At 75.6% G+C, this 13598-nt stretch carries 4 protein-coding genes; 2 read left to right on the forward strand and 2 right to left on the reverse strand.

What is annotated here, in order from left to right; all coding sequences use genetic code 11:
• Window positions 1-39 precede the first annotated feature (39 nt).
• Window positions 40-8511, reverse strand: coding sequence for a type I polyketide synthase (locus AMK33_RS26760; protein WP_073935518.1), 8472 nt, complete (start codon window positions 8509-8511; stop codon window positions 40-42).
• Window positions 8512-8762: 251 nt separating this feature from the next.
• Here AMK33_RS26760 and AMK33_RS26765 point away from each other — a divergent pair, with 251 nt between their 5' ends.
• Together AMK33_RS26765 and AMK33_RS44765 are read left to right on the forward strand one after the other, a co-directional pair.
• Complete coding sequence (locus AMK33_RS26765; protein ID WP_073935587.1) at window positions 8763-9200, forward strand: hypothetical protein; 438 nt, start codon at window positions 8763-8765, stop codon at window positions 9198-9200.
• Complete coding sequence (locus AMK33_RS44765) at window positions 9197-11617, forward strand: ATP-binding protein (protein WP_073935519.1); 2421 nt, start codon at window positions 9197-9199, stop codon at window positions 11615-11617. The genes AMK33_RS26765 and AMK33_RS44765 overlap by 4 nt, the downstream gene beginning before the upstream one ends.
• A 146-nt stretch (window positions 11618-11763) precedes the next feature.
• Here AMK33_RS44765 and AMK33_RS26775 read toward each other — a convergent pair whose 3' ends face one another.
• A complete protein-coding gene (locus tag AMK33_RS26775) occupies window positions 11764-13071 on the reverse strand; it encodes a DUF5933 domain-containing protein (RefSeq protein ID WP_073935520.1) in 1308 nt (435 codons plus the stop codon).
• Window positions 13072-13598: the final 527 nt, after the last annotated feature.

Raw genomic sequence — 13598 nt, forward strand, 5'->3', positions numbered from 1 at the left:
GGTACCCACCTGTGGCCATCCTCGCCCCGCGCCGCCGTCTCACGATGCGCCGGAGCCGGCCTCCTCGGGTGACGGCGGGCCGTCGGGAAATCCTGACCGGTGCGCGGCACCAGGGGTCCGTCGGTCCGGATCGGCCAGCCAGTGGTGGACCGCGAGCGCGGTGGTACGGGCATGCTCCTCCAGTACGGTGAAGTGGTCCCCGGGGACGGAGACTTCGGTGTGCGGCAGATCCCAGAGGGGGGCGGGCTCCGTGCCGGGCAGCGGGTCCCGGGCCCGTACGAAGAGGGTGGGGGAGGCGAGCCGCGAGGGCTTCCAGCCGGCGAAGAGCTCGAAGTACCCGGCCATGGCGGTGAGCCGGTCCGGGTCGGCCGGGAGGAACTCCGCCGCCCGGTGCAGCATGTCCGACGTCATCGCGGAGAGCGCCTGCCCACGGTCGTCGTCACCGCTGGGATAGGTGTCCACCAGGACAACGGCGAGCGGGGCGGAGCCTTCGGCCGCCAGCCGCTCGGCCACGGCCTGGGCCACCCAGCCACCGGCCGAGCGGCCCAGCAGGACCAGCGGTCCGTCACCCGCGGCCGTGCGGACGGCGGCGGCCTGGGCGGTGACGAGGGCGTCCAGCGTGGCCGGCAGCGCCTCCCCGTGCCCGAACCCCGGGTGCCGCACCGCCGAGACCGGCCGCAGGCCCCGCAGCCCGGCGCCGAAGCGCGCGTACTCCTGGGGTCCCGAGAGCGAGCTGAGGGCGGGGAAGCAGATCAGCCGGGGCCCCGCGCCGCCCGCCGCGAGCGTGACGGGGTCGAGTGCCGCGCCCGGCGCCCCGGCGCTGTCGAAGACCGGGCGGAGGCGTGCGGCGATGGTGAGCAGTACCATGCCGTCCCAGGGCCGCCCCCGCTCGCAGGCGGCGCGGAAGAGCGCACCCAGGGAATCCGAAGCGCCTCCGGTGTCCGGTACGTCCCCGGCCCGCACCGGGACTCGCGGTGGACCGGCCGCCCCCGGACCGCCGGGAGCACCGCTGTCCGCCGTTCGGCCGGAGCTGCCGGGGCGGCCGATGGCATCCGGCCGTTCGGGGGTGCCGAGACCGGCGAGGTCGCCGGGAGGAACCGCCTCCCGGGCGTACCGCTCCGCCAGCTCGGCGGCGACCGCGCGCGGGGTCGGGAAGTCGAACAGCAGCGTGGGCGGCAGCGTCAGCCCCGTCGACGTCACGAGCAGGTTGCGCAGGTCGACCGCGGCCAGGGAGTCGAGCCCCAGGTCTGCCAGCAGATCGTCCCCGTCGATCGCGGCCGTCCCCTCCGGATGACCCAGTACCGAGGCCGCCAGGGCCCGCACCTCCGTGAGCAGCAGCCCGCCCCGCTCGCCCGGGGGAGCGGCCGCCAGCCGTCGGCCCAACAGGGCCCCGCCCCCACCCGTACCCGCCGCGCCGGGGACAGGCGGCCGGGAACGGCCCTCCGCCGGATCGCCGCCGCTCAGGGCGGCCGGTTCGAGACGGGCCGCCACCACCACCGGGTCGTCACCGGCCACGGCGGCGTCGAAGAGGGCCAGGCCCTCGTCCGCCTCCAGCGGACCGAATCCCGAGCGGGCCATCCGCCGCAGGTCCGTGTCGGTGAGGTGCGCCGTCATGCCCTCGCTCTGCCGCCAGGGACCCCAGGCGATCGACGTACCGGGCAGACCGAGCCGTCGCCGGTGCCGTGCCAGGGCGTCCAGTACGCAGTTGGCGGCCGCGTAGTTGGCCTGGCCGGCGGAGCCGAAGGTGCCCGCCACCGAGGAGAACAGCGCGAACATCGCCAGGTCGCGCCCCCGGGTCAGCTCGTGCAGGGCGAGGGCGGCGTCCGCCTTGGGCCGCAGCACCCGCTCCAGACGGCCGGCGGTGAGCGCCGGGACGATGCCGTCGTCCAGCACCCCCGCGGTGTGCACCACACCGGTCAGTGGACGGTCCGCCGGTACCGAGTCGAGCAGCGCGGCGAGCGCCGTCCGGTCCGCGACGTCGCACGCCCGGACGGTCACCTCGGCGCCCGACTCGCCCAGTTCCGCGACGAGTTCGTCCACCCCCGGCGCGTCCGGTCCGCGTCGGCCGGCGAGCAGCAGGCGCCGGACGCCATGGGCGGTGACCAGGTGCCGTGCCACCAGCGTGCCCAGGGAACCGGTACCGCCGGTGACCAGGACGGTGCCCTCCGGATCGAGCCGCCGCCCGGACCGCCGGGACCGCCCGTCCTCCGTCGCCCCGGACACCGGGACCAGCTTCGGTACGTACGCGATTCCCCGTCGTACGGCCGTCTCCGGCGCCGCGGCGGCCAGCAGGACGGGGAGGAGGCGCACGGAGTCGGGGTGATCGTCCATGTCGACCAGGGCGAACCGGCCCGGATTCTCCCGCAGGGCCGAGCGGACCAGCCCCCACACCGGCGCGTGGGCCGGTACGGAAGTGCCTCCGCCGGACTCCCCGGAACCGGTGCCACCGTCAACCGGAACACTATCGTCCGGGGTGACGGCACCGGAGGTGACGAGGACGAGACGGGAGTCCGGCGGGCGGGGTTCGGCGAGCCACTCCCGTACCAGCTTCAACGCCCGGCCCGCCGCCCACCGCATCCGCGCCGCCGGGTCCTGCGCACCGCCGGCCGTGTCCGGTGGCGGCGGGCACGGTGCGACGAGGACGGCCGGTGACGCGCCGTCCGCCGTCAGATCGGCGTACACCTGAACGCCGGAGCCGGGGGGCGCGAGCACATCCACCTGCCGTGTGCCCGCCGTGCCCAGGACGCCCCACGGGGGCACCACCGCGGGTACGGGCGGCTCGGGCAGCGGAACCCAGTCCATCCGGTGGAGAGCCCCGGTGACCGCCCCCGCCGTTCCCGGTCCGGTACGCGGAAGGGGCCGGAGCGCCAGCGAACGTACCGCGGCCACCGGCGCGCCCGCCGCGTCGGTCAGCTCCACCCCGGCCCGCCCGTCCGGTCCGGGAGTGATCCGCACCCGCAACCGCCGCGCGCCGGCCGTGTGCAGGCGCACCCCGCCGAAGGCGAACGGCAGGGACACCCCACCGCCGTCCGTCCCGCCCGTTCCGGCACGGTCCGCCGCGCGCCCGTCGAGCGCCAGGGCGTGCAGCGCCGCGTCCAGCAGCGCCGGATGCAGGGCGAACCCCGGACCACCCGCGTCCGGGAGCGGAGCCCCGGCGGCCTCGGGCAGCGCGACCTCGGCGTACAGCTCCTCCCCGATCCGCCAGGCGGCACGCAGGCCCCGGAAGGCGGGGCCGTAGCCCAGCCCGCCTTCGGCCAGCAGCTCGTACGGGCCGGCATCCGGATCGCCGGCGTGCAGCGGCACCGCGCCCGGCGGCGGCCAGGGCGCGGCCCCGGCCCCGATCGTGGCCGCAGTCGCTCCGCGGTCCGCCGGCTGCCGCTCCGGCACGAGCGTCCCGGAGGCATGCCGATGCCAGGGCCGGTCGCCCGCCGGGGTGTGCGGCCGGGCGTGGAAGAGCACGGTCCGCCGTCCCGTGCCGTCCGGCCCCGACACCTTCACCTGCAGCTCGACCGTGCCGTCCGCGGGCAGCGACAGCGGTGCGGTCAGGGCGAGTTCGTCCAGGACGGGCGTGCCCGCCGACTCACCGACGTGCAGGGCCATCTCCACGAAGGCGGCCGCCGGCAGCAGTACCGTCCCCGCCACCACATGGTCGGCCAGCCAAGGCTGGTCGCGCACCGAGAGCAGCCCGCTCAGCAACAGCCCGTCGTCGTCGGCCGTCGAGGTGCGGGACGACAGCAGCGGATGGACCGGGGCGTCCGGTGGGGGAGCGGACCGATGCCGCGGGGTGGCGTCGAGCCAGTACCGGCGGCGCTGGAAGGCGTACGTGGGCAGGGCGACGCGCCGCCCGCCGCGCCCGGCGAGGACGGCCCGCCAGTCGACGGGCACGCCATGGGTGTGCAGCGCGGCCACGGTGTCGAGCAGGGCGTCCGCCTCCGGCCGCGCCCCGCGCAGGGTCGGCAGAACCAGCGGCGCCGGGGCCCGCTCACCGGCGGGCGCCCCGTTCGCGTCCGGGCCCGGGTCCGCCGGAGCCGCTCCGGTCGCGGCGAGGCAGCTCCGGACGAGGCCGGTGAGCACCCCGTCCGGCCCCAGTTCGACATAGTGTGCGGCGCCCCGGTCCCGGAGATGTGCCACCGAATCGGCGAAGCGGACCGGGCGGCGGACATGGTCCACCCAGAACTCCGGCGAGCGCAGCTCCTCTTCGGTGGCGGCCCGGCCGGACACGGCGCTGACCAGGGGAGTCCGCGGCGCGGCGAAGGAGAGGCGCCGCACCACGTCCGCGAAGCCGGCCAGCATGGGTTCCATCCGCGCGGAGTGGAAGGCGTGGCTCACCCGCAGGGGCGTCGTGGACCGGCCCCGCTCCCGGAAGTACGCGACGGTCTCCCGTACCGCGGCCTCGTCCCCGGAGACGACCACCGAGGCGGGCCCGTTGACGGCGGCGATCTCCACCGCACGCCCCGTCCCGGCGAGTCGGGCGGTCACTTCCGCCACCTCGTCCGCGTCGGCGGCCACGGAGGCCATCGCACCGCCCGCGGGCAGCGCGTCCATCAGCCGGCCCCGGGCCGCCACCAGGGTGCAGGCGTCCGCGAGGGACAGCACCCCGGCGACATGCGCCGCGGTCACCTCGCCCACCGAGTGCCCGGCCACCAGAGCCGGGCGCACACCCCAGGCCTCGAGCTGCCGGAACAGGGCCGTCCCCAGGGCGAAGAGCGCCGGCTGCGCGAACCGGGTCGTGTGCAGGAGCGCGCCCGTCTTCGTGCCGGAGCCGGCGAACACGACGTCCCGCAGAGGCACCGGCAGCAGCGGGTCGAGCAGGGAGCAGGTCTCGTCGAACGACCGGGCGAAGCTCGGGTGCGGTTCCCGGGACTCGTACAACTCACGTCCCATGCCCGCGCGTTGGCTGCCCTGACCGGTGAAGAGCAGGGCCGGCGGGCCCTGGCGGCGGGACGTGCCCGTCCGCACCCCGGGGCGGCTCTCGCCCTCCGCCACCGCCCGCAGGGAGGTGAGCAGTTCCGCACGGTCCCGGGCCACCACCACGGCCCGGTGCTCGAAGACCGCGCGGGTGGTGGCGAGCGAGTACCCGATGTCCACCGGGACCGCGTCCGGGTCGGCGGCCACCCGGTCGTACAGCCGCCGCGCCTGGGCCCGCAGCCCCGGCCCGCTCCTCGCCGACACCGGGACAGCCACAGGCGCCGGCACCGGGACGGCCACGGACGCCGGCACCGGAACAGCCGCAGACGCCGGAACCGCCCCGCCACCGACGCGCCCGCTCCCGGCCCCGCCGTCCGCCACGGAGACCTGCGGCGGGACGTCCCGGTCCACCGGGGCCTCCTCCAGCACCACATGGGCGTTGGTGCCGCTGATGCCGAAGGAGGACACCCCTGCCCGGCGCGGGCGGTCCGTCCTCGGCCACTCCACCTCCCGGGTCAGCAGCGCCAACCGCCCCGACGACCAGTCGACCCGCCCGGTCGGCTCGTCGGCGTGCAGCGTGCGCGGCAGCACACCGTGCGCCATCGCCTGCACCGTCTTGATCACGCCCGCCACCCCGGCGGCGGCCTGGGTGTGACCGATGTTCGACTTCACCGAGCCCAGCCAGAGCGGACGCTCCCGCGCCTGACGCCCGTACGTCGCCAAGAACGCCTCCGCCTCGATGACATCGCCCAGCCGGGTGCCGGTCCCGTGCGCCTCCACCGCGTCGATGTCCCCGGGGACCAGCCCCGCGTCCGCGAGGGCCTGCCGGATCACCCGCTGCTGCGCCGGGCCGTGCGGTGCCGTCAGCCCGTTGCTCGCCCCGTCCTGGTTCACCGCCGAGCCGCGCACCACGGCCAGCACCGGAAGCCCGGCGCGGCGCGCCTCGGACAACCGGCTCAGCACCAGCATGCCGGCGCCCTCGGCCCATCCCGTGCCGTCGGCGGACGCGCCGAACGCCTTGCAGCGGCCGTCCGGGGCCAGCGCCCGCTGCCGGCTGAACTCCACGAACGAGGAGGGCCCCGACATCACCGTGACCCCGCCGGCCAGCGCGAAGGAACACTCGCCCCGGCGCAGCGCCTGGGCCGCCAGGTGCAGGGCCACCAGGGACGACGAGCACGCCGTGTCCACCGTGACGGCCGGGCCCTCCAGGCCGAAGGTGTAGGCGATACGGCCCGATGCGACGCTTCCGGCGCTGCCGAGGCCGAGGTAGCCCTCGACCTGCTCGGGGACCTCCGTGAGGCGGCCGGCGTAGTCGCTGTACATCAGCCCGACGTACACCCCGGCCGACGAGCCGCGCAGAGTACGGGGAACGAGACCGGCGTTCTCGAAGGCCTCCCACGCCACTTCGAGCAGCAGCCGGTGCTGCGGGTCCATGGCCAGGGCCTCGCGGGGGGAGATACCGAAGAAGCCGGGGTCGAAGCGGTCCACACCGGAGAGGAAGCCGCCCTCACGCACATACGTCCGGCCGGACCGTCCGGGGTCCGGGTCGTACAGCGACTCCGTGTCCCAGCCCCGGTCGGCGGGGAACGGACCGATGGCGTCCGTCCCGTCGGCCACCAGCCGCCACAGCTCCTCGGGGGAGGTCACGCCCCCGGGATAGCGGCAGGCCATCCCCACGATCACCACAGGATCGTCGTCCGGCCGGGCCACGCCCCGGTGCGCGGTCCCGGCATCCGACGGAGCGGCGGCACTCCGCGAACGGAGGTGGGCGGCGAGCGCGGCGGCCGTGGGGAAGTCGAAGGCGACGGCCTCGGAGAGCGGGAGGCCGGTCGCCACCGACAACCGCTCCCGCAGCACCGTCGCCGTCAGCGAGTCCATGCCCAGATCGCGGAGCGCCGTGCCGGGCTCCACCGCCTCCGCCGTACAACCGAGCACGGCCGCCGCCTCGCTGCGCACCAGGGCCAGCAGGTCCGCCGTCGACTCCCCGGCCGCCCTCATGCCCAGCGTCCGCGCGGGCCGGCCGGCGAGGGCGTGCCGCCGCACCTTCCCGGAGGCGGTACGGGGAATGTCCTCCACCTCGTACAGTTCGGCGGGCACCTTGAAAGCGGACAGTTCCGCACGACAGGCGGCGAGGACCGCCCCCCTGTCCGGTACGCCGCCGCCCGGCGCGGGGACCAGGTAGCCGACCGGCACCTCGCCGAAGACGGGATGCGGACGTCCGGCCACGGCGGCGTCCGCCACCCCGGGCAGCCGCCGCAGCACCGCCTCCACCTCCGAGGGATGGATGTTCGCCCCGCCCCGGATGATCAGCTCACTCGCCCGGCCGGTGATCACGAGTTCGCCGGAGGGCTCGATCCTGGCCAGGTCGCCGGTGCGGAACCAGCCGTCGCGCAACACCTCGGCGGTGGCCTCCGGCCTGCCGTGGTAGCCGGCCATGACTCCGGGCCCGCTCACCCACAACTCGCCCTCGCCGGCGTCCTGTCCGTCCGCGCCGCCACCGACCCGGACCCGGGTGCCGGGCAGCACCCGGCCGCACGACCCGGCCACCGGTGTGTCACCCGGTGCCGCCATGGTGACCGGCCCCGCCTCGGTGCTGCCGTAGTGCTCCAGGTAGGGGGCCCGGCAGATCGCCTCGAAGGACCTCCGGAACTCGGCCCCCGCCGAAGCGCCCCCGCTGACGCAGCCCCGCAGCGCGGGCGCCCCGAGCCCCCCGCCGTCTCCGTCACCCTCCTCGCTCCGGACCGCGTCGAGCAGGGCCGAGTACGTCGTCGGCACCCCGCCGAGGAGGGTGTAGGGGGCGTCCGTACGGCGCAGTTCGCCGAGCACCTCCGCCACCGAGAACCGGGGCGGGAGCACGGCGCTCGCCCCGGTCGCGGTCACCCCGAGGACGCAGACCACCTGGCTCATGGCGTGGTGGAGGGGCAACGGCCACAGCAGCCGGTCCCGTTCCGACAGACCGAGCACGCCGACGAGGCCCGCCGCGACCGGCGCGAGGCGGTTGTGCTGGGTGGACAGCACCCCCTTGGGGGCGCCGGAGGACCCGGAGGTGTAGAGCAGCCACGCCGTCTCGTCCAGCCCGAGGTCGTCCCGGGCGGGCGTGGCCGGCTCCGTACACGCCAACTCCTCGTACCGCAGAACCCCGTCCGCCGATGTCCCGGAGTCCCCGGACGGCGGAGTGTCCCCGTCCTCCTCACCGCCCTCGGCCACCACCACGATCAGTCCGGGGCGGGACAGCAGTCCCCGCCGACGCGTCAGTTGGGCCTCATCGGTGATGAGCACGCGCGCACCACAGTCGTCCAGCAGACGGGCCAGCTCCGCCTCCGTGCCGCCGGGATCCAGCGGCACGCCCACCCCGCTCGCCCGGGTGACGGCGAGCAGGCTCTCGACCGCCTCGACGCGGTTGCCGAGCAGGATGGCCACCCGTTCGCCCCGCGCCAGGCCGAGCCCCGCCATGTGGCCGGCCAGCCGTCCGGTCCTGCCTTCCAGGTCCCGGTAGGTCCGCCGCGTACGGCGGTCCTGGAAGGCGACCTTCTCCCCGAGACGCCGGGCATGCTCCCGGAGCGACTCCGGCAGTGGCCTGATGACGACCGTGTCCGTACCCACTCGTTCGACCCTCCCGTGGACTCCTAGGGGAGGATGGCGGCGCGGTTCACCTGGTTCCCTGCGGCAGCGCGGTCGTCCTCACCGTGCGCCGCGCCTTCGCCCGCCGGCACGTCCTGGCCGAAGCGCGCCGGCACCTTTTTTCCGGTCCCGTCCGGTGCGGGTGCCGGTCCGTCACCTCAGCAGCTCCCGGACGACGGCCAGGAGTTGGCGGTCGGTCATACTTGACCCCCACCGCGGACGAGAGGACCACCATGCTCCTGGAAGCGCTCAGCGCGTTGGCCGCCGCCGGGGGCGGCGCACTGGTCCAGGCCATGGCCACGGACACGTGGCAGGAGTGCCGCGAGCGGGCGGCCCGGCTGCTGGGCCGCGGCGATCCACAGGAGGAGGCCCGGCAGGAAGCCCGCCTGGAGCGCGCCCGCGAGGAGCTGACGGCGGCCGGCGACGACGACAGGGAGCAGGCCGAGGTCCGCCAGGCCGAGGCCTGGCGGACGCGGTTCGCGGATCTGCTGGAGGACGCCCCGCAGCAGGCGGAACAGCTCCGCGACCTGGTGGAGTTCGTCCGGGAGCAGACGCCGTCCGGAGGCGTGGCCGCCGGGCGGGTCACCGTGCACGCGACCGCTTCCGGTCACGCGCGGCAGGCGGTGCAGGGCCAGGGCGAGCAGCACAACACGTTCCAGGCACCCCGGTGACGGCCGGTACGGACGACCGGCCGCCGGCGGACGCACAGGGCGCGGCACCGGCCGGCGAGGCCCCCGGCGCCCCCGTGACGGTCGGCATGGACGCGAGTGCGAGCGGCCGGGCACAGCAGGCCGTCATCGGACAGGGCGTCCAGCACAACCACTTCTACGGCGCCCCCGCCGCCGAACGGCCGGGGATCGAGCTGAACACGCTGGTGCCGCCCCCGTCGGTCCTGGTCGGCCACGCCGGGCTGCTCACGGACCTGGCCGCCGTCTGCGAGGCGGCCCTGACCGAGCGGCGTTCCCCCGCCGTCGCGCTGCTGCACGGCACGGGAGGCGTCGGCAAGTCCGCGCTGGCCCGCGCCCTCGCGGACCGGCTGGCCGGGGCCTTCCCGGACGCCCGGTTCGAGGTGGACCTGTTCGGGTTCACCCCCGGCAGCACGCCACGTGAGCCGGGCGAGGTCCTGGCGGAACTGCTGCGGCTGGCCGGCTTCGACGGCTCCGACATCCCCACCGGCACGGCGGGCAAGGCTCAGCTCTGGCGGGCCTGGCTGGCGGACAGAAAGGTCCTGCTCCTCCTCGACAACGCCCGCGAGGCCGCGCAGGTCGAGCCCCTGCTGCCGGGCCCGGCGAGCGTCGGCCGCTGCCTGGTGCTGGTCACGAGCCGGCACCGGCTCGCGGCGCTGGACACGGTGGTCCGCGAGGAGGTCTCCCTGCTGCCGCCGGACGAGGCCGTGGAACTGCTGCTGCGGATCGCGGGCCGGCCACCGGCAGACGGGACCGGTGGGTCCGGCGAGCGGGAAGTGCTGTACGAACTCGCCCGGCTGTGCGGCCGGCTGCCGCTGGCCCTGCGTCCCGTCGGCGCCCTGCTGACCGACATGGACCCGGTCGGCCTGCTCGCGGTCATGCGGTCCGCGACCCGGCCTCTGGAACAGCTCGACGACGCCGACCGGGAGGCGGCCGCCGCGTTCGCGGTCTCGTACGAGGCCCTGAGCGCGGACCTGCAGGCCATGCTGCGCACCTGCGTCTGGCACCCGGGGCCGGACTTCGACGCCGCCTCGATAGCGGCGCTGGCCGGGATGCCCGCGGAACTCGCCACCGTACGGCTGGTCCGGCTGCTGCAGCGCAGCATGCTGACCTCGCTGCCGCAGCGCCGGTACGTCTTCCACGACCTGTTCGTGGCGTACGCGCGGGGACTCGTCGCCACTCAGGACCCCCGCGAGGCCGTCGAGCAGGGCCGGCGCAGCCTCTACCGGCACCTGGACAGCGTCACCGGAACAGCGCACACCCTGCTGTACGGGGCGGCGGTCCCGGCCTCGGGCACCGGTCCGTTCGACAACCCGGACCACGCGCGGATGTGGAGCCACGCCGCCTTCGACGAGTTGTGCGGAGCGGCCCGGGCCGCGCTGGGCGAGGGGTGGGAGCAGGGAGGGAGCCTGGCCCTGCGGACCGCGCGGCTTCTGTACGTGGACGGCCGCGAGGAGCAGGCGGCCGCGCTGTACGCGGACGTCCTGGCGGCCGCCGAGCGGGCCGGGGACAAGGCGGGGCAGGGCCGGGCCCGTACGGCCCTCGCCGACATCGCGCGGGACCGGCGCCGCCACGACGAGGCGGTCGCCGGGTTCGAGGAGGCGGCGCTGCTGCTTCGCCTGGCCGGGGACCCGGCGGGGGAGGCCGACGCGCTGCGGGGGCTGGGGGAGGTCGCCCGGGCGCGCGGCGACTACACGGCCGCGACGGGACGCTTCGAGGAGGCCCTGCGGTGCGCGCGGGCGGCGGACGACCCGGCGGGGCAGGGCTACGCGCTGACCGGCCTGGCCCATGTCGCGCGCGCCCGCGGCGAGCACGGCCGGGCGCGGGAGGGGTTCCGGGAGGCGGTGGAGCTCCAGCGGCGGGCCGACGACGGCATCGGCCTCGCCTACGCGCTGCGCGGCCTCGGCCACGTCGCCCGGGCGGCGGGTGGACTCGACGAGGCGACCGGACACTTCCGGGAAGCGGTCACCCTTCACCGGCGGGCCGGGAACCGCTTCGGGCAGGCCTTCGCGCTCAACGCACTCGGCGGCATCGCGTGCGAGCAGGGCCGGAACGGGGAGGCCGTCGCGTACTTCGGGGACGCTCTCGTCCTGCACCGGGCGGTCAACAACCCCGCCGGTGAGGCGGAGTCCTCGGCCGGCCTGGCCCGGGTCGCCCTGGCCGAGGGCGACCCGGAGCGGGCCGCGGCCGGCCTGCGGGACGTTCTGGCCCTGCTCACCAGGATCGGCGACCGCCCCCGCCAGGCCGCGGCGCACGGTGAACTGGCGGCCCTGGAGGCCGGCGCCGGCCGCCTCGCCGCGGCCCGGGAGCACTACACGGCCGCCCACCGCCTGCAGACCGCCCTCGGCCTGACCGGCGCGGCGGCCCTGACCGAACAGGCCCTGCGCGAACTGCCCGCCTGACGCCCCGCGCCCGCCCGGTGGAGCCGGGGCCGGGGATGCCACACGGCTCCCGCGACCGGGGCGGCGGGGCGCCCCTGCCCGGGACAGCGGGATCCGTACGTGCCTCGTACCGGGCAGGGCGCAGCCGACAGCCGGTGCGGCACGCCTCAGATCAGTTCGGGTTGGGGTTCCGGTTGCCGCGCCGGTGCGGTCCTCGGCTCCCACCGTGCGGTGGTCCGTACATAGCCGTAGACCACCGAGACCATGGCCAGCACGAGCAGCGGTCCGGACACCCAGGGATACTCGGCCATCGCCAGCGGCAGGAACCGGTAGGACAGCAGAAGCGCGGCGAAGACCGTGACGCCGTAGGCGACCAGCCGGATCCCCGACCGGTCCCAGCCCTGGTCGAACGTGCGCAGGGCTGCCTCGATCGTGAGCGTGAACACCACGCCGGCGATGAGGTCCGCGCCGTAGTGGTAGCCGAATCCCAGCGTCGCGGCGAGCGTGGCGACCAGCCAGAACGTTCCTGCGAACCGCAGGACGCGGGGGCCCTTCCGGGAATGGATGAAGATCGCGGTGGCCCACGCCGTGTGCAGGCTGGGCATGCAGTTCCGCGGGGTGATCCCGTCGAACGGCATGGGGTGCGGGGTGTCGGCCGGCGGCAGCGTCCGCGGCCACAGATCGGCCACGGCCCAGGGTTCGCTGGGCGGCATGTCCGGTGCCCACAGGCTGACCGCCGACCAGTGCTCGGCGCCCGTGCCGTAGGCGAAGATCGGTCCGACCACCGGGAAGATCATGTAGAAGGCCGGCCCGACGAGACCGATCACCAGGAACGTGCGCACCAGGTGGTGGCGCGGGAAGCGGCGCTCGACCGCCACGTGGCGCAGTTGGTACAGAGCGGCGATGACCGCGGCCACCGCGAGATTGCCGTAGACGAAGTCGAGGAAGTTGAAGCCGACGGGGCCGGTGGCCGTCACGATGCGGCCCGCCAGCCACGACGGGTTGCCCAGCGCGTGATCGGCGGTGGCCACGTACTGGTCGAGCACCGTCAGGCGGGTCTTCGAGGTGATGAGCAGCCAGGTGTCACCGGTCTTGCGGCCGGCCATCAGCAGCAGGGCCAGCCCGACGCCTTTCAGGAGCAGGACCCGTTCCCGGCCGGTGCGGCGGGTGACGGCGATGACCGCACAGCCCAGGATCACCCAGAGGGCGCCGTTGCCGAAGGGGTGGCCGCCGGCCGTGTCCGCGTCGACCGCCCACCGGACCACCAGGAAGGCGACGTCGATACCGATCGCCGTACCCACCGCGACGAACCGTTCCCGCCAAGTGAGGACCACCATCATCAACGCCATGGCGGCGTACAGCAGGCCGCCCGACTTGGGGGCGTACACCACCTCCCGCACCTGGTTGGTGATCGGCCCCGCCAGGCCGTAGTGACGCGCGGCGAACTCCAGCGCGACGAGGAACCCGAGGGTCACGGCACCCGCCGCGGTCCAGAGGGCCGTCCGCGGCCGACGCCATAGGGAGAGCGCGGCTCTCCGGTCCGTTCGCGAAAAGTTCTGCGGTGGTATGTGTGTCACTTTTTGGCTGCTTTGCTAGAGGTTGGTCATGTCAGGACGGGTTCCGCGCGTTACCTTCCGGCCGGAGTCGCTTTCCCCTCACAAAGGGCGGTCCGTCGGAGCAAGACGGAAAGAACGCGGCCCGGGTTCCGGCGAGTTCGGCGTCGACCCGCGCGTCATCCGCCGGCTCCGGTGCGGGGCATCGTCCCGGCAGTCCGACCACTGCCGTGCTCCGCGCCACCGGCTGACCGCGCCGCAGCGGGACGGACGTCAGGGGGTTCGCCCGGCGGACGTACGGGGATCGCCGGGGACCGGCCGGGACACGGCCACGAGGCCGTCGTACAAGGAGCACCGGCCACATGGCACCCGCTGCCGGGGCAGGCCCGGCCGAGACGCACACAGGTGCGACGCGGCCGCTTCGTCAGCGTTCCCGCTGCGTCCCCCCA

The organism is Streptomyces sp. CB02400, assembly GCF_001905725.1.
GTDB lineage: Bacteria > Actinomycetota > Actinomycetes > Streptomycetales > Streptomycetaceae > Streptomyces > Streptomyces atrovirens.